General features: G+C 63.4%; 14 protein-coding genes and 2 pseudogenes. 11 read left to right on the plus strand and 5 right to left on the minus strand.

Features of this window, described 5'->3' with window-relative positions; translation table 11 throughout:
• Positions 1-69: 69 nt before the first annotated feature.
• Positions 70-1,334: pseudogene (locus EB233_RS18405) on the plus strand (MFS transporter).
• On the opposite strand, the gene dgcA reads toward EB233_RS18405, so the two are convergent.
• On the minus strand, positions 1,254-2,237 hold the full coding sequence (gene dgcA / locus EB233_RS18410; RefSeq protein ID WP_064988541.1) for an N-acetyl-D-Glu racemase DgcA: 984 nt from the start codon (positions 2,235-2,237) through the stop codon (positions 1,254-1,256). The pseudogene EB233_RS18405 and the gene dgcA overlap by 81 nt on opposite strands.
• Positions 2,238-2,315: 78 nt before the next feature.
• Between dgcA and EB233_RS18415 the strand changes: the two genes are divergently transcribed.
• From EB233_RS18415 to EB233_RS18430, 4 genes are all read left to right on the plus strand, one after another.
• Complete coding sequence (locus EB233_RS18415; protein WP_027052001.1) at positions 2,316-3,503, plus strand: MlaE family ABC transporter permease; 1,188 nt, start codon at positions 2,316-2,318, stop codon at positions 3,501-3,503.
• Between the two features lies 1 nt (position 3,504).
• On the plus strand, positions 3,505-4,326 hold the full coding sequence (locus EB233_RS18420) for an ABC transporter ATP-binding protein (RefSeq protein WP_051355287.1): 822 nt from the start codon (positions 3,505-3,507) through the stop codon (positions 4,324-4,326).
• 14 nt (positions 4,327-4,340) lie between these two features.
• Positions 4,341-5,714: an MlaD family protein gene (locus EB233_RS18425; RefSeq protein ID WP_064988542.1), complete on the plus strand. Its 1,374-nt coding sequence runs from the start codon at positions 4,341-4,343 to the stop codon at positions 5,712-5,714.
• 87 nt (positions 5,715-5,801) lie between these two features.
• Complete coding sequence (locus tag EB233_RS18430) at positions 5,802-6,398, plus strand: ABC-type transport auxiliary lipoprotein family protein (protein ID WP_027051998.1); 597 nt, start codon at positions 5,802-5,804, stop codon at positions 6,396-6,398.
• A 35-nt stretch (positions 6,399-6,433) separates the two neighbouring features.
• Here EB233_RS18430 and EB233_RS18435 read toward each other — a convergent pair.
• Both EB233_RS18435 and EB233_RS18440 read right to left on the minus strand, forming a co-directional pair.
• A pseudogene (locus EB233_RS18435) lies at positions 6,434-7,049 on the minus strand (3'-5' exonuclease).
• A gap of 186 nt (positions 7,050-7,235) precedes the next feature.
• Positions 7,236-13,838 carry a kinesin gene (locus EB233_RS18440; RefSeq protein ID WP_064988543.1) on the minus strand — a complete coding sequence of 2,201 codons (6,603 nt, stop codon included), beginning with the start codon at positions 13,836-13,838 and terminating at the stop codon, positions 7,236-7,238.
• A 270-nt stretch (positions 13,839-14,108) separates the two neighbouring features.
• Here EB233_RS18440 and EB233_RS18445 point away from each other — a divergent pair, with 270 nt between their 5' ends.
• From EB233_RS18445 to EB233_RS18455, 3 genes are all read left to right on the plus strand, one after another.
• Complete coding sequence (locus EB233_RS18445; RefSeq protein ID WP_064988544.1) at positions 14,109-14,477, plus strand: Hpt domain-containing protein; 369 nt, start codon at positions 14,109-14,111, stop codon at positions 14,475-14,477.
• A gap of 100 nt (positions 14,478-14,577) precedes the next feature.
• The gene (locus EB233_RS18450) at positions 14,578-14,898 is read left to right on the plus strand and encodes a 2Fe-2S iron-sulfur cluster-binding protein (protein WP_027051994.1); all 321 of its coding nucleotides are present in this window, start codon (positions 14,578-14,580) and stop codon (positions 14,896-14,898) included.
• Between the two features lie 83 nt (positions 14,899-14,981).
• Entirely contained in the window at positions 14,982-16,013 is a 1,032-nt protein-coding gene (locus EB233_RS18455) for an NAD(P)/FAD-dependent oxidoreductase (RefSeq protein WP_064988545.1), read from the plus strand.
• A gap of 64 nt (positions 16,014-16,077) precedes the next feature.
• Here EB233_RS18455 and EB233_RS18460 read toward each other — a convergent pair whose 3' ends face one another.
• On the minus strand, positions 16,078-17,559 hold the full coding sequence (locus tag EB233_RS18460) for an MDR family MFS transporter (RefSeq protein ID WP_064988546.1): 1,482 nt from the start codon (positions 17,557-17,559) through the stop codon (positions 16,078-16,080).
• A 233-nt stretch (positions 17,560-17,792) separates the two neighbouring features.
• Positions 17,793-18,416 carry a DUF922 domain-containing Zn-dependent protease gene (locus EB233_RS18465; protein ID WP_064988840.1) on the minus strand — a complete coding sequence of 208 codons (624 nt, stop codon included), beginning with the start codon at positions 18,414-18,416 and terminating at the stop codon, positions 17,793-17,795.
• A 114-nt stretch (positions 18,417-18,530) separates the two neighbouring features.
• On the opposite strand from EB233_RS18465, the gene folP reads away from it, so the two are divergent.
• The 3 genes from folP (at position 18,531) to folK (ending at position 20,350) form a co-directional block, all read left to right on the plus strand.
• Positions 18,531-19,415, plus strand: a complete 885-nt coding sequence (gene folP, locus EB233_RS18470; protein WP_064988547.1) for a dihydropteroate synthase — start codon at positions 18,531-18,533, stop codon at positions 19,413-19,415.
• 73 nt (positions 19,416-19,488) lie between these two features.
• On the plus strand, positions 19,489-19,848 hold the full coding sequence (gene folB, locus EB233_RS18475; protein ID WP_027051989.1) for a dihydroneopterin aldolase: 360 nt from the start codon (positions 19,489-19,491) through the stop codon (positions 19,846-19,848).
• Complete coding sequence (folK, locus tag EB233_RS18480) at positions 19,832-20,350, plus strand: 2-amino-4-hydroxy-6-hydroxymethyldihydropteridine diphosphokinase (RefSeq protein ID WP_064988548.1); 519 nt, start codon at positions 19,832-19,834, stop codon at positions 20,348-20,350. The genes folB and folK overlap by 17 nt, the downstream gene beginning before the upstream one ends.
• Positions 20,351-20,359: the final 9 nt, after the last annotated feature.

Here is a 20,359-nt window from a genome sequence, read left to right on the forward strand (position 1 = left end):
GTTTTCCGCCATGTTAAGGGTTCGATCCACGTCGCCGGCCCATCGTACGCGGCGTAATTGGATCGATTCATGTCCCTGCCGCCGCTTTCGCCAGAACAGCTCGTCAAGCCGCGCCATTTCGAACTGCGCATGAGTCTGATCTTCGCGACGTTGTTCGTTTCGCAAGGTACGCATCTGCCCTATTTTCCGCTGTGGCTGCAGGCGAAAGGTTTCGGCGCCGAACAGATCGCCGTGATCCTTGCGGCGCCGATGTTCCTGCGCGTCGTGACGACGCCGATGTTGACGGCGCTTGCCGACCGGGCGAAGGACCGCGCCAACGTCTATATCGCGCTGGTCGCGGCAACGATGATCATATCGACCGGCTATTTCCTGCCGGCGACCTATGCGATCGTGCTGGCCGTATCGCTGCTTTTGACGATCGTCTGGACGCCACATTCGCCAATGGCCGATTCGCTGGCGTTGTCCGGGGTGCGCCGCTTCGGCTCGAACTACACTGCCATGCGCAAATGGGGTTCGATCTCCTATCTCTGCGCCAATGTCGTGGGCGGCTTCATCCTGGCGGCGGCTGGAGCCAAAGCCGTGCCGGTGATCATAGTCCTGGCGCTTGGCGCTGCGCTTGCCGCTGCCCTGTTCGCGCCGCGAATGGGGCGGCCGCGCAAGGCCTCGCCGTTGTCGGCGGCGGAAATCCAGCACGCGGCGCCGAGCCTGTTCAACGCCTATTTCCTCTACTTCACCTTTGGCGTCGGCATCATCACCGCCAGCCACGCCTTCCTCTACGGCTTCGTTTCCATCTACTGGAAGTCGATCGGCATCAGCGATTCCGTGGTCGGCCTCCTGTGGGCCTGGGGGGTCGTGTCCGAAGTCTGCATGTTTTGTTTTTTAATCGTATTTTCGCCTCCGTATCCGTCGTCAAGGTGATGGCGATCGCCGGCATCGGCTCGATCGTGCGCTGGATAGTCTTTCCATTGGTATGGCCGCTCGGCCTGGGCATAGCCGGCTTCTTCGCCGTCCAGTCGCTGCATTCGGTGTCTGTCGCGATGGTGCTGATCGGCCTGCAGAAAATGATCGCCGAGACCGTATCCGAGGAGCGTACAGGTGCCGCGCAAGGCATCGCCTATTTCTTCAACGGCTTCTTCATGGCAGCCGTTACGCTTGCGTCCGGCCCGCTCTACGACCGTCTCGGCGTCGATGGTTTCTGGGCGATGATCCCGATCGCGATCGTCGGCCTGGCGCTGATCGGACTTGCGGCGCGCTCAGCCCCAAAGCTCCCGTTCCGGGGGGGAAACGAGCGACCCCTGGTAGACGAGACCCGGCACACGGTCGCGGGCAAGTAGCAGGGGACCGTCGAGGTCGACGAAATCGGCGTCCTGGGCGAGCAGCACCGCCGGCGCCATCGCCAGCGATGTGCCGACCATGCAGCCGACCATGATGCCAAACCCCAGTTCGCGGGCGCGGTCACGCAGCACCAGCGCCGCCGTCAGTCCGCCGGACTTGTCGAGCTTGATGTTGACGGCATCGTAAAGGCCGACCAGTGTTTCAAGGTTCTTCGCCTCATGCACGCTTTCATCGGCGCAGATCGGCAGCGGATGCGCGATGTGGCGCAGGATCTCGTCCTGGCCGGCGGGCAGGGGCTGCTCGACGAGTGCAATGCCTTGCTCCGCGGCAAAGGCGAGGTTTGCGACGATGTTGTCGTCGGTCCAGCCCTCGTTGGCATCGAGGATGATTCGGCTTCGAGGCGCGGCCTGCCTCACCGCCCGAATACGGGCGATGTCGTTGTCACCGCCGATCTTGACCTTCAGCAGCGGTCGGCCAGCGTTGGCACGGGCCTGTGCCGCCATCGCCTCGGGTTCGCCCAGCGACAGCGTGTAGGCGGTTTCGAGCGGACGTGGCGAAGCCGGCCAGACCGTGTTCGCCACCGGCATGCCGCTGATCTTGGCTTCGAGGTCCCAAAGGGCGCAGTCGACGGCGTTGCGGGCGGCTCCCGCCGGCATGGCGCCGAGCAGGGCGGTGCGGCCGATGCCGCCGGCGACCGGCTCGCGCATGGCCTCTATCGCGGCGTGCACGCCGTCCATGGTCTCGCCGTAGCGCTTGTAGGGAACGCATTCGCCGCGACCGCTATGACCATCCTGGCTGATCGTGCAGGTGATGACCTCGGCCTCCGTCTTGGAGCCGCGCGAAATGGTAAAGGCGCCGGCTATGGGAAAACGTTCCGCCTCAACCGAAATGACACGCGCCATATTTTTCTGCTCCGGCTGTGCGAGATAGGGTTGTCGGCAAATCGACAAGGTCGGACCCATCAGGCTAAACAGGACGCCATGTTGACCATCGGCAAGCGCGACGCAAGCGGTACCGCCGCCTCGGAGGCTGACCACCAACCGCGTGTGGCTGTTGGCGAAGAGGGCGGCGTTCTCGGCTGCGCGTTTTCCGGAATCTGGACAACACGGACCGTGGCGCTGATCGACGCCGACATGCGCAGCATCGAGAAACGAAGCGGCTTCAAGACCTTGGCGCTGGATCTTTCTCATATCGAGAAGATCGATACCGCTGGTGCTTGGTTGATCGACCGGCTGGTCAGCGCCTTCGAGAAGAAGAACGTCGAGGTCCGGATGCAGGGCCAAAGCGAGATCGCTTCCATCCTGCTCGACGCGGTCGCCGAAGCTGTCCGGCGCGAGCCCGAATCCGGGCCGGAGCGACCGCCCAACATCGTCATTCGGGCACTGGAGCTGATCGGCCGACGCGTCTACGAGATGCGTGACGATTTCCTCGCTTCGATGAATATTCTGGGTGCCACCATTCGCGGCGCGCAGATGAAGCTCGGCCGCGGCCACGGCGTCAACCCGGCGGCGATCTTCAACCAGATCGATCGCATGGGGGTCGGCGCCATTCCGGTGGTTGTGCTGATGTCGGCGATCGTTGGAGCCATCGTCGCCCAACAAGGCGCCTACCAGCTCAGCTATTTCGGCGCCGACCTGCTGGTCGTCGACCTGGTCGGCGTGCTGATCCTGCGCGAGCTCGGCGTGCTGATGACCGCCATCATGATCGCCGGCCGGTCCGGCAGCGCGATCACCGCCGAGATAGGCTCGATGAAGATGCGCGAGGAGGTCGACGCGCTGAAGGTCATCGGCCTCAATCCGATCGGCGTTCTGGTGTTTCCGCGGCTGGTCGCGCTTGTCATCGCCTTGCCTTGCCTGACCATCATCGCCAATTTCGCCGCCCTTGGCGGCGGTATGGCCGCCGCCTGGCTTTATTCCGGCATCACACCGGCGGCGTTTATCGACCGGCTGCGCGTCGCCATCGACCTCAGCACCATCTTTGCCGGCCTGATCAAGGCGCCCTTCATGGCCATGATCATTGGCACGATCGCCTCGGTCGAGGGTATGAAGGTCGGCGGCAGCGCCGAATCGCTCGGCCAGCACGTGACAGCCTCGGTGGTGAAGTCGATCTTTATCGTCATCATCCTGGATGGGCTTTTCGCCATCTTCTACGCAGCGATCGAGTTCTGAGATGAAGCTGCGAGACAGGAAGCTGGCGAGCACAGCGGTCGGCAACGCGGACGAGGGCGATATCGTGCTTTCCGCGCACGACATCACGGTGTCCCTTGACGACAAGCTCATCCTCGACAAGCTGTCCCTCGACATCAGGCGCGGCGAGATACTGGGCTTTGTCGGCGCCTCGGGTGCTGGCAAATCGGTGCTGTTGCGTACCATCCTTGGCCTGCTGCGCAAGCAATCCGGAACGATCAAGTTGTTCGGCGTCGATGTCGATAAAGCGAGCGACATGGAGCGCCTTCGCGTCGACATGCGGCTTGGCGTGCTGTTCCAGCATGGCGCGCTGTTTTCGGCCCTGACCGTGCAGGAGAACGTGCAGGTGCCGATGCGCGAATATCTCGACCTGCCGAAAAAGCTGATGGACGAGCTGGCTCTGCTGAAGATCGAGCTGGTCGGGCTGCCGCCGGATGCGGCGCGGAAATTTCCCTCCGAGCTGTCGGGCGGCATGATCAAGCGCGTAGCACTTGCGCGCGCCTTGGCACTCGATCCGGACATCGTCTTTCTCGACGAGCCGACGTCGGGCCTCGATCCGATCAGCGCGGCGGAGTTCGACGAACTGGTCGTCAAGCTGCGCGATACGATGGACCTGACCGTCTACATGGTCACGCACGACCTCGACACGCTGTTCACGGCGTGTGACCGCGTTGCCGTGCTCGGCAACAAGAAAGTGCTGGTCGAAGGCACCATAGACGACATGCTGAAGAGCGAGGAACCGTGGGTAAAATCCTATTTCCGCGGAAAGCGCGCCCGACAACTTGATCTTGCCGCACGTGCATAGCCATAAGTGAAGCAATGGAAACCAGAGCCAACTACGTCATTGTCGGCATTTTCACGCTTGTTGCGATCCTGGGTGCTTTCGCGTTCGTCTATTGGACGGCGGCGATCGGTGACAGGGGCGAGACCGCGGTGCTGCGCGTGCGCATTCCGGGTTCGGCCTCCGGCCTCGGTCCCGGCAGTCTGGTGCTGTTCAACGGCGTCAAGGTCGGTGTGGTCAAGCGCGTTTATCTCGACCTCGACAATCCGACCGTCGCCATCGCCGACGCTCAAGTCGACCGGCTGACCCCGATCACCAAGTCGACGCAGGCCGATCTCGGTCTTGCCAACCTTACCGGTCAGGCGAATATCGAGCTCAAGGGCGCTGACCCCAAGGAGGTGAAACTCCTCGATCAGGCCGAGAAGGAAGGCAAGGTCGCCGAGATCGTCGCCAACCCATCCGCCGTGACCAATCTGCTGCAAACGGCGCAGAACATCTTCACCCGTGCCGACAAGGTGCTTTCGGAACTCGAAGGCTTCACCAAGGATGTTCGCGGGCCGCTGACGCAGACGGTCCAGAACGCGCAGACATTCTCCGATGCGCTGGCGAAGAATGCCGACGGCATCGACAAGTTCCTGTCCAGCGTCAGCGCGCTGTCCGACGAACTGAAGGGCGTGTCCGGCAAGCTCGATGGCACGCTGAAGGCGGCGGAAGGCTTGCTCAATGCCGTCGACCGAGACAAGATCAAGAGCATCGTCGCCAATGTCGACACGGTGACCGCGAACCTCAAGCAAACCTCGCAACAGCTCGACGGCGTGATCAAGAATGTCGATACGGCGGTCGGATCGGTCAATGATTTCGCCAAACAGACGCAGGGTACGCTGAACAAGGTCGACGGCGTGCTTGACGGCATCGATCCGGCACAGGTGCGAACGGCGCTCGCCAACATCCAGAAGGCCAGCGAAAGTGCGGACAAAGCCGCCGCCGACATTGCCAAAGTGACCGACAAGATCGCCGGCCGGGCCGACGACATCGACCAGACGATCAAGGACGCCAAGCAGCTGGCGCAGCGGCTCAACGATGCCTCGGTGCGCGTCGACGGCATCCTCGCCAGGGTCGATACCTTGCTCGGCTCGGGGCAGGCCGACGGTGTGATGGCCGACGCCAGGGATACTCTGAAATCATTCAAGCAGGTTGCCGACACGCTGAATGCGCGGCTTGGCGTCATCACCGACAATCTGGCGCGTTTCTCGGGCCAGGGCCTGTCGAATGTCGAGGCGCTGGTGCAGGACAGCCGCCGCTCGATCAGCCGCATCGAGGAGGCGGTCACGGATCTCAGCCGCAATCCGCAGCGCATTCTTTCCGGTGGTGACGGCGAGGTTCGGCAGTTCGATGGCAGGGCGCGGCGTTGACTTCGGCGCCTCTGCGCCCCAGAAACAGGCACTGCGCATGCAGGTAATTTTGAAGTCGATACATAACGGGGACTACAGGGGTCGCGCGTGAAGTCGATTGTGTCCAGATCGGGCGTGGCATTGCTTGCCTTGGCTCTCGCCAGCTGTGCGGCGCTGCCCGGCGGTGGCCCCGCGCCGCTCGATACGTTTGAGCTGTCCGCGCCTTCGGTCGACGCACATGGCCATAGCCGCAAGCAGATCCTGATCGCGCAACCCTCGGCGCTCAAGGCGCTGGATAGCCAGAACATCGTCATCAAGCCTTCCGACCGGTCGATCCAGTATCTGAAGGGCGCGCAGTGGGCCGACCGGCTGCCGCTGATCGTGCAGGCGCGGCTGGGCGAGACGTTCCAGCGCTCGGGCAGCTTTGCCGGCGTCGGCAAACCGGGCGAGGGCCTGGCGATCGATTATCAGGTCATCGTCGAGATCCGGTCGTTCGAGGTCCGCGTCGCTGGCGGTGAACATGCCGAGGTCGATCTGTTCGTCCGATTGCTCAATGACCGCAACGGCGAGGTGCGGGCTTCCAAGAGCTTTACCGCGACCGCACCCGTTTCGGGCAAAGGCAACGCCGCCTATGTCGGCGCCCTAGACAGCGCGTTTGGCGATGCCGCCAGACAGATCGTCCGCTGGACCGATTCGGTGATCTGAGCGGCGGAAGCGCCCGATGCACCAACGCTTCCGGGCTACAGGCGGTCGAAAACATCCGACCGTAGCTTTCCGGCCTTTCAATAGGTGCTGCAAGGTGTAGGTGACGGACAGAGCATCGTCGAGCGCGTCGTGGCCCTGCAGAGGCGGGTGGTCGACGCCATAATAGTCCGCGAGCTTGTTGCTCGGCGTCCTCGCCAAATCCTCGATCGGCATCCCGGCCGCGATCAGCAGCTTGACGGCATTGTCGAACCGAGTGGCCGGGATGGAAGGCTGGATGCCCGCGACATAGCAGCTGATGGCGATCATGTTCAGTTCGTCCTTGCCCCAGGACCAGAATCGCGCGCCACCGGAAAACCGATCGACCTCGGCAAGGGCTTCTCCCAGCGTGATCCCCATTGTGTCGATGTCGTCCTCGGTGATGCCGGTCAGTTTGGTGAAGAACGGGTCGAGTGCGTATCTCTGGCCAAGCCGGTCGATCGGCCTGACATAGGCCTTGTGCTTGCCGAGCAGAGGAAAGTCGTCTTCGAGACCAAGCCTGACGGCGCCGATCTGGGCGATGACCGGGTCGGGATCGTGGGCCGCGCACCAGAATCTGCGTTGCGAGCCCTCAAGGCAGAGAAATTCGCAGTCGAATATGATTGCCGTCTTCACGGTCAGCACCCTTTGGGCGAGGGTCGGTGCAGCCGGTTCACTCGTAGTCTTTGCGTGGCCGGCATCGGATTTTGCGTTGCGGGCTTGTCCAACCCATCCATCGGCTTGCTGCGCCGGTGGGGATGGTTCAGCGCTTGACGGAGTCAGGGACGGGCGGGGCCATGGCCCCACCCGTTCTAATACTGGCTAATGCAGACGGCCGCTGGCGTGGGCCAGCATCGTGTAGACCTTGCCGGTGTCCGAGGTCAGGTAAGTCTGCGCCATGATGTTGTCGCGGTCATTGCGCGAGACGTCCTTGAGCAGCTTCTCGAAGTCGTCGCAGTAACGGTCGACGGCGGCGCGGAACTCGGCCTCGCCCTGATACTTGCGGCGGATCTCGTCGAACGTCTGCTGACCCTTCAGCGTATAGAGCCGACGCGTGAACACGTCCCGCTCGCCGCGCCTATAGCGGTTCCACAACTCGATCGAGGCATCGTGGTCGATGGCCCGTGCGATGTCGACGGACAGTGAGTTCAGCGATTCCACGACATGCAGGGGCGAGCGCTGGGCAGGGGCCGCGCGCGGTGCTTCCGCGGGCGCCGAAGGTGGTGCTGCCGGCCTTAGATCCGCATCGGTTGACGCCGCGCTCAGGAGGTCGCGCACCCAGCCGCCCTGCGGCGTGCGGGCGTTGGCGTCAGGACGCTGGCGTGGTGCCGCCTCGGCCGGACGCTCGAGGTCGAGCGTGCCGCGCAGTGCCGCGCCACCCAGCGGCGCCTGAGGCGTGCGGAGCTCCGGCTGGGGTGCCGGCGCACGACGCGGCGGCTCGGCGGGACGTGCCGCCGGCGCCTGTGGCGCCGGGCGCAACGGGCGCTCCGAGGTGTCGCCGCCGCGCCCGGACTTCGCAACGATGTCGGAAAGTTCCTTCAGGGCGTTGATCTGCTCGGAAACGGCGCGGCGGATGGCAGAGGTCGATTCCTTGGCCTCTTCCGGCATCTCGATGACACCTTTCTTGAGCTCGGCGCGGGTGAGGTCGAGCTCGCTCTTGATCGAGCCCGCCGTGCGCCGCATCTCCTCGGTCGCATCGGCGAAGCGCTTGGTCGCCGAATCGACGACGTCGGTGATGGCGTTGCGGATCTTGTCGGCCGACTCCATCGTCTTGCCTTCGGCGTTCTGCAGCGTCTGGCCAACGAGGTTTTCGAACGAGCGCATGACCCTTTCGAGATCTTCCGACTTCTTGACCAGGCTGACGGCGAGGTCTTCGAGCGACGACTGCCTTTCCAGTGTGTGCTCGAGGTTGCTCTGGGCCGAGCTCAACAGGTCCGAGGCGCTGGCCAGCAGACGGCTATGTTCATCGAACTTGGTGGCGATCGAGGCCACTTCGCGCAAGGTCGACGAGGACAGTTCCGTCAACCTTGTGGTGTTCGAATCGACCAGACGCGCCGAGCTGGCGAAAGTCTGCGCCGCCTTTTCGGTGGTCGCCGCGAAGCTCTGCGTGCTGCCGGTCAGGCGCTCGTCGACCTGGCCGAGATTGACGGCGGCCTGTTCGATCAGCTGACCGAGCTGCGAGCTGGACTTGGTCATGCGGCCGATCAGGTCGGCAACGCTGTCGGACAGCGACGAGCGGGCGCCCTCGACAGCCGACAAGGTCTCGGCGGTACGGCTGGCGAGCGCGTTGACGAGCGCTGCATTTTCGCTGCGCAGCTTCTCGGTGGCGCGTTCGGTGACCTCTTCCATGCTCTTTTGCAGTTCGGAGCCGCCCTGGGCGAAGCGCTCAACCAAGGGCCGCGCGGTCTCGTCGAGGATCTTAGACATTTCGGCCGACCGCGCCGCGAGCATGGTGTTGAGTTCGCGGGTGTTGGCGCCGATCGTCTTGGCGGCGTCGTTGGTGCTCTGGCCGATATGCTGGCCAACCGCGGTGAAGGTCTCGGCAATCACATTGGCACGCGAAACGAGCTGCGCCTCGGCGGTCGATACCTGCTCGTTGAGCCTTTGGCCCATCGCCTCGGTGGTGTAGGCGAGGCGGCTCTCGACGCTGGCGATCTGCTCCTCGACACGGGCGGCCGCGGCCACCGCGCTCGATGCAAGACGTTCGTCGGCGCTGGCGAGCGCCTGCTCGATTTCGCGAGCATGCACGGCCATCTCCTGGCCGGTCTGGCGCGCACGGTCGGCAACCCTCTGCTCGGTGCTGGCGAAGGCACCGACGATCGTCTGCGCATGTTCGCCGATCGTCGACGTGCTGTCGGCGATACGCGACACCAGGCGCTGGTCGGCCTCGTCGAAGATACGGCCGATCTCCGAGGCGCGGTTCGAGAGCGCGTCCGAACCTTCCGCGATGCGCGCGACCAATTGCTGGTCGGCGGCATCAAAGATGCGGCCGAGATCGGACGCACGGGCGGCGAGCGCCTCGGCGGATTCGCCGATGCGCACACCGAGCCGCTGGTCGGCGCTTTCGAAGTTGCGCAGGATGTCGCCGGCGCGGGCGGCCAGCGACTGTGCCGTCTCGACGGCGCGGGCAACCAGTTTCTGGTCGGCGGCGTCGAAAGCTCCCGCAATCTCGTTTGCTCGGGAGGCCAGATGATCCGCGGTATCCTGAGCCCGGGCGGCCAACTGGTCGGTGGTCGCCTGGGCGCGGGCGGCGAGCGTCTGGTCGGCGAGATCGAAGGCGCCGGCGATTTCACCAGCGCGCGCGGCCAGCTGATCGGCGGTTTCGTGGGCACGGGCCAGCAGTGAGCTGGAGGTGTCGTCGGCACGGGCGAGCAAGGCGTTCGAGGTATCTTCCGCACGGGCGTGGAGGCGTAGATCGGCCTCCTCGAAGGTGCGGGCGATGTCTTCAGCCCGTGCCAGAAGCGCAGCGGATGTCTGCTCGGCGCGCTCGGCGATCTTGCGATCGGCGTCGCTGAAGGCCGCACCGGCCTGTTCATGCAGCGTGCTGGTGACTTCCAGGACCTTGTCGCGCAAGGCACCGGCGACGAAGACCGCGCTCTTTTCGAGCACACTGCGGACATTGTCTACGCCGGTCGAGAGCGCACGCTCCATGGTTCCGGATCGTTCCTCGATGATGCCGGTCTGACGGCTGAACGCCTGCTCGATCTTGTCCACATCGGCCGCGATCGCGCTCGAAATGTCGGTGCTCCGGGCCGCGATCTGGTCGATATGTCCAGACAGCGAGCGGTCGACGTCCTTGCGCGTCTCGGCGAGCTTGCCGAGATCGTCTTCCAGTGCGCGGCTCAGCATGTTGCGGCCTTCGGCCAGCTTGCCGACATGACCGGCGATGATGCTATCGATCTCACTGCGGCTTTCGTTGAGCTTCTGCAGGTCGGCCTCGAGAGCCTGCGAAAGCTGCCCGCGATCCTCCACGAGCTTTTCCGACTGGCTGGATATCACGTCCTTGATGGTGTTCAGGTCCGATTCCAGCGCGCGCTTGAGAATGTCGCGGCCTTCGGCCAGCTTTTCCACTTGGCCTGCGACCAGGCCGTCGATGCTCGAGCGGCTCTCGGCGAGCTTGGCGAGATCGGCTTCGAGGGCGCGCTTGAGAACGTCGCGGCCTTCGGCCAGCTTTTCCACCTGGCCTGCGACCAGGCCGTCGATGCTGGAGCGGCTGTCGGCCAGCTTGGCAAGATCGTCCTCGAGTGCCCTCGACAGGGTCGAACGCTCCTGAACAAGCCTCTCGGCATGGCTGTTGACCAGGCCGCTGACGCTTTCGAGGTCGGCCTCCAGAGCTCGCGCGAACTGCGCGCGGTCGTCGACCAGCTTCTGCGAATGGTCAGTTACTACACCTCTGATTGTGTTGAGGTCGGTTTCCAAAGCCCGCTTGAGGATATCTCGGCCTTCGGCGAGCTTCTCGACCTGGCCGGAAACCAGCCCGTCAATGCTGGACCGGCTCTCAGCCAGTTTGGCCAAATCGTCCTCCAACGCCTTGGACAGCGTCGACCGGTCCTGCACCAACTTCTCGCCATGGCTGTTGACGAGGCTGTTGACGCTGCCGAGATCGGCTTCCAGCGCCCGGGCGAACTGGGCGCGGTCGTCGACCAGCTTCTGCGACTGGTCGGCAACGGTGTTTTTGATCGTGTTGAGGTCGGCTTCGAGGGCGCGCCGCAGGATGTCGCGGCCTTCCGACAACTTCTCGACCTGACCGGCAACCAGGCCGTCGATGCTGGAGCGGCTCTCGGCCAGCTTGGCGAGGTCGTCCTCGAGCGCCTTCGACAGGGTCGAACGATCCTGAACCAGCCTGTTCATGTGGTCTGATATGACGCTGTTCACATTCTGCAGGTCGGCCTCCAGGACGCGCGAAAGTTGCCCGCGATCCTCAGCCAGCTTTTCCGACTGGCTGGATATGACGCCCTTGATGGTGTTGAGGTCCGATTCCAGCGCGCGCTTGAGGATGTCGCGACCCTCGGCCAGCTTCTCAACCTGGCCGGCGACAAGACCGTCGATGCTCAAGCGGCTTTCGGCCAGCTTGGCAAGGTCGGCTTCGAGTGTCTGCGAGAGCAGGCTGCGGTCGTTGGCGAGCCTTCCGGAATGATCGTCGAGCAGGCTCCTGATGCCCGAAAGGTCGTTCTCGAGCGAACGGCCGAGCTGGCTGCGGTCTTCCGCCAGCTTCGTCGAATGCGTTTCGATCAGGCTCTTGATGCCGACAATGTCGTTCTCCAACGCCTTGGCGAGCACCGCGCGGCCCTCGGCGATCTTCTCGACCTGGCCGGCGACCAGACCGTCGATGCTGGCGCGGCTGTCGGACAGTTTGCCGAGGTCTGCTTCCAGGGCGCGCGACAGGATGTTGCGGCCTTCGGCAAGTTTGCCAACATGACCGGCGACCATTTCATCAATGACCGTACGGGCTTGCACGAGTTTCCCAGAGTCTTCGTTAAGAGCAAGGGAAAGCCTGTTGCGGCCTTCTTCCAGTCTTTCGAGGTGGCTGCCGAGCGACGCATCGATGGCGGCGCGCGATTCATTGACCTTGCGCAGATCCTCTTCGAGGGCGCGCGCGATCAGGGTGCGGCCTTCGGCCAGCTTCTGCACCTGGTTGGTCACCGCGGCATCGATGCCGGCGCGGCCCTCGGCGAATTTCGCCAGATCCGCCTCCATGGCGGCGGCCATGCGCTCGCGGCTTTCGGAGAGCTTGCGGCTGTGATTCTCGACGGCTTCCTCGATACCGACGCGGGCGTCGGCAAGCCGCTGGATGTCGCTGTCGAAGGAACGCGAGACGACATGGCGCGCCGCTTCCATGCGGCCGGCGAAGTCGCTGGCACGAGCCTCCAGCATGCTTGAAGTCGAGGTGACGATGTCGGCCATGTCGGCGCCGATCTGGGTCTTGCCCTGATCGATCATCGCGGCCAGCGTGTCCTTGCTCTCGGCGAAGGTGTGGGCGATTTCGCGGGCGCGCTCGACCAGCGTCTCGTTGATCTGGCGCGCGCGCGCCTCGAGCGCCGCGTTGAGCTTCTGCGTGCCGGTGTCGAGCGCCTCGGCGCGGGTCTGGAATTCGCTGATCAGCGCCTGTCCGCGTTCGGCAAGCGTGCGCTCGATGCCGTTGAGGCTGGCTTCGAATTCCGAATTGAGAGTGCGCGCGGCGCCGCCAAGCAGCGACACCATGCCGGTGGTGCGATCGTCGAGCAGATCGGTCAGCGACCGGGTCAGGCCATCCGTCGTGTCCGTCAGCTTGGCAATGCGCGTGTCGAGCAGGCTGGCGAAGGCCTCGCCAGAGGTCGACAGCCTGTCGGTGATGCTGTCGAGGCGGCCTTCCACCGAATCGAAGATCGACATCGAGCTTTCGTTGATACGGTCGATCAACGTGTCGCCGGAATTGGTGATCGTCATCGACAGCTTGGTCGATGCGTTGAGGATCGAATCACGGATGATATCGCTGGCAGCGCCGATCTCGTCTCGAAGCGTCTCATGCGCACCCGAAATGGAGGCGCGGACCCGCTCGGCATGGGTGACGACAGCCTCGCGCTCGCTGCCGAGCCCGTCGACGAGCGACCGGATGCGGGTTTCGTTCTCCGAATAGGAGCGCTCGATCTGGTTGACTTCGCTGTGAACCAGCGTTTCCAGCTCCACGGCGCGGGCAAGCGTGCGTTCGATGCCTTCGCCCATCGCCGCCACCTCGCGGCGAACGGCCTGGCCGATCATCATGACGCGATCTTGCGCCATGTTTTCCGGCTCGGTCAGGCGGAAGGCCACTTCCGTCATCGACTGTGCGGCAATGCGCATGTCCTGGGCGCGGCGGATCATGGCCGCGAAGGCCCAGAACAGGATGATCGGCACGATCGCCGCGATGGCGAGGCCAATCAGCTCGGGACGGGCAAGGAACTGGTCGAGCGTGCGGATCCGCCAGATGCTCGGTCCGAACAGCAGATTGGCCAGTCCGCCGGCGCCGGCGATCCAGGCGAGCGAAACGAAGGCAACAATCCAGTAGACGGTGTTGGAAGCGCGCCTGTTGAGGCTGTGCAGGAGTGTCTTGTAATCCTTCTGGCGATCGTCATTGGCCGGTGCAAAGCCGGTGGGCTGCGTGCCACTGCCGTTGCCGCGTGTCTCCACAGGGCGCAGTTCGGCGGGCTTTGCCTTCGGCGCGGGTTTGGCTGGCTGATTGGCAATGAGGGGCTGATTGGCGGCAGGTGCCGGCTTCTGGTTGCGTCCTTCGCGGGCCAGTTCATCGGCGGCCTGGGATATCTGCGCTTCCAGATCTTCCATCGAAGCCGCGATGTCGAGATCGCCGCTGCCGACATCGCTGCTGAGGTCGAGATCGAGCGCTTTTTCCAGTTCCCTGGCCACGTCGCTGTCGAGAGTTCTCGTCGTGGTCGTTGGTTTCTTTGCCATGCCTTCGCTACCCTGTACTAGCTGCCGCGGGCTTATAGTTGTCTTTGTCGTACCCCGCGCAGGAGGCTGAAAATGGACCCTCGTATCGTAATGACACAGGGGGGTAAAGAAAACATGCATTCCGCGGGATACGTAAAACTTTAAATATAAGGTTAACGGAAGCGTGATTTGGGCGCCGCTTTCGCAACATTTTTCCCGGCCATTCATTAACCCGTTGTCCATTGGATTCGCCTAGTTTTTCGGGCGACCGAAGAAACGGAGTTCGAGTTCATGCGTGGCGAAAGCGGCATTGCCTTCTCAATGCCCGGGGGCGACGTATCGGGAACCAGACAGTCCCGACCGGTCGATTTGGCACACCTTGCCCGGCAAACGATGGGCGATCGCGCCCTCGAGCAGGAGGTGCTGGCGCTGTTTGTACAGCAGGCGCTGTCGGTGCGCGACAAAATAGTCGATGCCGATGTCAAGGATCGGCTGCTGCTGGCGCATGGCTTGAAAGGGTCGGCTCGCGGCGTCGGCGCCTTCGCTATCGCCGATTGCGTCACCGAGATCGAGCAGCGGCCGGAAGATCGCCAAACCCTCAAGCGGCTTGGTACGCTGATCGACGAAGTGCGCGATTTCATCGCCGCTATCAATCGCTGATCCTGGTTTGCGGAAAAACGTCACGGAGCGGCGTTTTCGCGCGGCAGTTGACTTGTCTGCCGGAGTGATTATCTCGGGCGAAACTCCCTTCAGGTGACAAATGACCAAGCTGACCTTCATCGCCCATGACGGCACCCATTTCGACGTGGACGCCGAAAACGGCTCGACGGTCATGGAAAACGCCATTCGCAACGCCGTGCCAGGGATCGAGGCGGAGTGCGGCGGCGCCTGCGCCTGCGCAACCTGCCACGTCTATGTCGATGATGCGTGGACTGCGGAGGTCGGCGAGCCGGAAGCGATGGAAGAGGACATGCTGGACTTTGCCTATGACGTGCAGCCGAATTCCCGGCTGTCTTGCCAGATCAAGGTGCGCGACGCGCTCGACGGCCTGGTGGTGAGGGTGCCCGAGCGCCAGGGCTGAAAAAGCCGATTTTTCCCGCTGCCGCTTGGCAGCGAGCCGGTGGTCATGCAGTCTCACGCCAACTCAGCAGCGAGGCATGGCGCATGACCGGGACCATCAGCACAGACGTCCTCATTGTCGGAGCAGGGCCGGTCGGCCTGTTTGCCGTGTTCGAACTCGGCCTGCTCGACCTGAAATGCCATCTCATCGATATTCTCGACAAGCCCGGCGGCCAATGCGCGGAACTCTATCCGGAAAAACCGATCTACGATATTCCCGGCTGGCCATCGATCTCGGCGCAAGGGCTGGTCGACAAGCTGCTCGAGCAGATTGCGCCGTTCAAGCCCGACTTCACCTACAACCGTATGGTCTCCAGCCTCGAGAAACTTGAAGATGGCAGCTTTCGTGTCACCACCGACGAGAACGAGGTGTTCGAGGCCAAGGTGGTGGTCATCGCAGCCGGCGGCGGTTCATTCCAGCCGAAACGCCCGCCGATCCCGGGCATCGAGCCCTATGAAGGCAAGAGCGTCTTCTATTCGGTGCGCCGGATGGAGGATTTTCGCGGCCAAGACCTCGTCATCGTCGGCGGCGGCGATTCGGCGCTCGACTGGACGCTGAACCTGCAGCCGGTGGCAAAGAGCATAACGCTGGTGCATCGGCGCCCCGAATTCCGCGCGGCGCCCGACAGCGTCAACAAGATGTACGCCATGCAGGAGGCGAAGCAGCTGGAATTCAGGGTGGGCCAGGTGACCGGTCTCGCCGGGACCGATGGCCAACTGTCATCGGCCACCATCAAGGGCGGTCCGGACGGCGATCTCGAAGTGCCGTGCACGCGTATGCTGCCGTTCTTCGGCCTGACCATGAAACTCGGGCCGATCGCGGAATGGGGGATCAATCTTCACGAGAACCTGATCCCGGTCGACACCGAGAAGTTCCAGACGTCGGTCCCCGGCATTTTCGCTGTCGGCGACATCAACTGGTATCCTGGCAAGCTGAAGCTGATCCTGTCGGGCTTCCATGAGGTGGCGCTGATGGCGCAGGCCGCCAAACGCGTCATCAGCCCTGGCGAGCGGATCGTGTTCCAGTACACGACCTCGTCGACAAGCCTGCAGAAGAAGCTTGGTGTTTCAGGCTAGCTTATGTTGATATTCAGGGGATGTCCGCATGACCTGAGTATCAACATACCCTAAATCACGGTCCTTACTCCGCCAGGATTGGCGCCGGATTGTCGACATGGCCGCGAAGCTCTTTCTCGGGCATCAGCGTCAGCGTTATGAGCCCCAGCACCAAAGTGGCGGCGGCGACGAGAAAGATCATCACGAAGGGTTGGACCGATGCGACATGTCCAGCCATCTGCACGCCTTCGCCCGCCAGCGGCAACCCATAGCCTAGAGCGACGGCGCCCAGTATCGCGACACCCAATGCACTGCCCAGCGAACGCAGGAAGGTCAGTACGCCCGTCGCTACGCCAAGGTGGATGCGGTCGACAGCGTTTTGCACGGAGACGGTGGTTACCGGGAACGTCGTTCCGGTTCCCAGTCCGATACAGATGGTCAGGACTTCGACGACAATCAGTGATGCATGGCCGGCGACAAAGGCCAGCAGGCCCATGCATAGGGAGGCGAAGATGACGCCGGTCATCGCGATGCGCTTGTAGTGGGTGAAACGCGGTATCAGGCGACCGCTCGAAGCAGCCCCGCCAACGGTACCAAGCAGAAGGCCAAGCATTGCAATGCCCGACTGGCTGGCCGTGAGGCCAAGTATCGACTGCAGGTAGACAGGCAGGTACACGGCAAGGCCGACGCTGGAGGCCTGGAACAGGAACATCGACATAGTGCCGGCGAGCACGATCGGGTTGCCAAGCACCTCGAGCGAGATGAGCGGTTCGGCGGCTCGCATAAGGCGTAAGGCGAAGGCGCTCCAGAAAACAGCGGAGCAGGCCAGGACGCCAATGATTTCCGGCGATATCCAGGGGTAGGCGCTGCCGCCCCAGTTCAACGCCAGCAGCAGCAGGGCCGTGGCCACGATGAGCAGCAACGCGCCGACGCCATCAATACTATGGTTCTTGGCGGCGACCGGCAGCTTCTTGAGTGGCTTGTTGATGATCGCCATCGCCAGGAAGCCCAGCGGGATGTTGATCCAGAAGATGAGCGACCAGTGCAGATGTTGCGCGAAGGTGCCGCCCAGCAGCGGTCCGGCGACGCTGGCGACGGCCCATGTGCCGGAAAACCACGCCGCATAGCGCGCGCGTTCGCGCGGCGGAACGAGGTCTCCGACCACGGTCTGCGTCAGCGCGAAAAGGCCACCGCCACCGGCACCCTGGATTGCGCGTCCGAGGACCAGGACGAACATGTTGGGGGCCAGTGCACTGACCAGCGATCCGGCGAGAAAGATAAGGATTGCCGCATAGACAGTCGGCCGGCGGCCATAGACATCGGAGATTTTTCCGTAAAGCGGCGCCACGGCGGTTGCCGTCAGAAGGTAGCCGGTGACGATCCATGGCAGGTATTCGGCATGGCCGAGTGAGCGCCCGATGGTCGGCATGGCAGGCGCGACGATTGTCTGGTCAAGCGCTGCCAGCAGCATGGACAGGAGGACGCCGCCGATAATGGCGTTCTTCTCGCTTTCGCTCAGCGGTGTTGCGGCAGCCGCGATGGTCTGCTTGTCGACAGCCTGGTCCATAGTCTTTTGTCCATGTGCGTTGCGCGCTGGTCGGGTCACCGATTGGGCTTGTCTGGTGCTTGCGCGGCGCGCTCGGTCGTGATGCCCGTGTTTCGAGGGGTGTGCTCTGACAACCCGTCATATGTCGTTCCGTATAGGCCGATTTCGACCCCTGTTCGAAAAGTTTTTCGAAGCTGGCATTACGCTTCGGTCCGGTTGGCTTGCATCGGCCGCATTGCGTGCGCCGACGTAATTCAGGCTGGCGGCGGCAGCCGGCCGTTCTCGATGCGCTGGATGCGATAGCGCATGAGCCGCAGGATACGGCTTTCGAAATTGACGCTCTCGACGCGATCGAACTGCACCTGGGCGCGGTCGTGCTTGGCGAGAATGGCGGCGGTGATCTCGGCCGCCTTGGCCTTGGCGGCATCGCAATCCTTCTGCGGATAGGTCGCCTTCAGCGCGTCTTCCAGCGCGCGGCCATGGTTCTTGGCTATCTCGACATGGCGTTCTTCATGGCGCTTGATGTCGGCGGCCAGCGTATCCCAGAACAGTGTCACGTCGGGGTCCGCCTTGCGCGGGCGGCGCCATTGCGGAAGGATCACCTTGACCTTGACGGTCACGACCGCGTCGGCGATCCGGCAGGAGCCGGCCTGCTTTGCATAGCTGATACGGCTGGTGAAGGCCATCTGGGTGGCGCCGGGGTGGCGCGAGCCCGTGCTTTTGACCTGCGGTCCATGGGTGGAAAGCTGCTGCTCGATGTCTTCGAGCGTGTTGCCGCCGATGGAAAAATAGCTGTATGTTTTCACAAGATTGGCCGCGCTCGCCGGAACGGCGGTCACGGCAAGCAGCAGCGCGCAAAGCAGGGATCGTTTCATCATATTGCCTCTTCGACCACCTTGCTTTACGGCCGTTGCCGGCGCAACGGAATTGATCCTTTGCGGATCACACATCGTTGATGAACCCTTGGTTGATGAACCCATGGTTGACGCGCAATGACGGCGAGGCGATGGCAGCTGGCGCATGGACGCCATCTCGACCTTGGCGGCAAGGCCGTGATCGTCGGCATCCTCAATGTCACCCCCGACAGTTTTTCCGACGGTGGTCTGTTCGATGCGCCCGAAGCGGCGCTGAACCAGGCGCACCGCATGGTTGGGGAAGGGGCTGGCATCATCGATGTCGGCGGAGAATCGACGCGGCCGGGCGCCGCCACACTATCGTCCAGCGAGGAACAGGCGCGTATCCTGCCGGTGATCGAGGCACTGGCGAGCGCCAATGAGGCGCTGATTTCGGTCGACACCTATCGTGCCGAAACCGCGCGGCTTGCGGTGGCTGCCGGCGCCCATATCGTCAACGATGTCTGGGGTCTGCAGCGCGACCCCGACATTGCGCGGGTCGCAGCCGAAACCGGCGCCGGTCTCATCATCATGCATACCGGGCGGGACCGTGAGAAACTGCCCGACGTGATCGCCGACCAGTTTGTGTTCCTGGAAAAATCGTTGGAAATCGCGCGTCGCAACGGCATCGCGGACGATCGCATCGTGCTCGATCCCGGCTTCGGCTTCGCCAAGGAGACCGCGCAGGAAAATCTCGATCTGATGGCGCGGTTCTCCGAGCTTCATGCGCTCGGCTTCCCGTTGATGGCAGGCACCTCGCGAAAACGCTTCATCGGCACCGTCACCGGGCGTGATGCGGCCGACCGCGCTGCCGGGACGGCGGCGACCAGCGTCATTCTGAGGCTCAAGGGCGCGCATCTGTTTCGCGTCCACGATGTCGCAATCAACGTGGACGCGCTGGCGGTGGCGGATGCTATGCTGGCTCTTGAAAACGCCGCATCCGCCCGGAAATCGGAATCGGTTTTAGGAAAGCACGATGTGTAGATTCAAAAGTGCTAGAGCGTACTTCGTGCGTCCAGGTGGATGCACGTCGCTCTATGGACCGGGACGCTAAGCCATGTATGTCATCCGCCTGAAGAACTGCGCCTTCTTTGCCCGGCATGGCGTGCTCGACGAGGAAGAGGCGCTCGGCCAGCGTTTCTATGTCGACGCGGTGCTGTCGGTCGAACCTGGGCGCGCGCTTGTCGACGACGCCATCGGGGAAACCGTCAACTACGGCATTGCCTTCACGGTGATCGAGGAGATCATCACCGGCCAGCGGCGCTTCCTGATCGAGGCCCTGGCAATGGAAGTGGCCAAGGCGCTGACGGCGCGGTTTCCCCAGATCAAGCGGGCCGAAATCACTGTGCGCAAGCCGAACGCCCCGGTACCCGGCGTGCTCGATTATGTCGAGGTGACCGTTGTCTGGCCCGAATAACACCGTCTACCTCAGCCTCGGCGGCAATCTGGGCGATCCGGCGGCCTCGATGGCGGCCGCGCTGCGCCTTCTGGATGCCGACGCGGAGACGCGCGTCAGCGCCGTCTCCTCGCTCTACCGCACGCCGCCCTGGGGCAAGCTCGACCAGCCGGATTTCCTCAATGCCGCGGCCGAACTGTCGACCCGGCTTTCGCCTCGGGCGCTGCTCGATCTCTGCCTCGATGCGGAGCGGAAGCTGAAGCGGGTGCGCGAGGAGCGCTGGGGGCCGCGCCTGATCGACATCGACATTCTGGTGTTCGGCGACCGCATCATCCATGAGACCGGGCTGGAAGTACCGCATCCGCGCATGCTGGAGCGCGCCTTCGTTCTGGCGCCGCTGGCCGAGATCGCACCGGACCTTGCCGTCGGCGGGCGAAGCGTGTCGGCGCGCCTCAGCGCAGTCGACGCCGCCGGCATCGAACGGTTGCCGGCCGGTCGCGACTGGTGGCTGAGGCGGAACTGAGCGGCAACA

Origin of the sequence: Mesorhizobium erdmanii (assembly GCF_013170725.1) — a bacterium.
GTDB classification, from domain to species: Bacteria; Pseudomonadota; Alphaproteobacteria; order Rhizobiales; family Rhizobiaceae; genus Mesorhizobium; species Mesorhizobium erdmanii.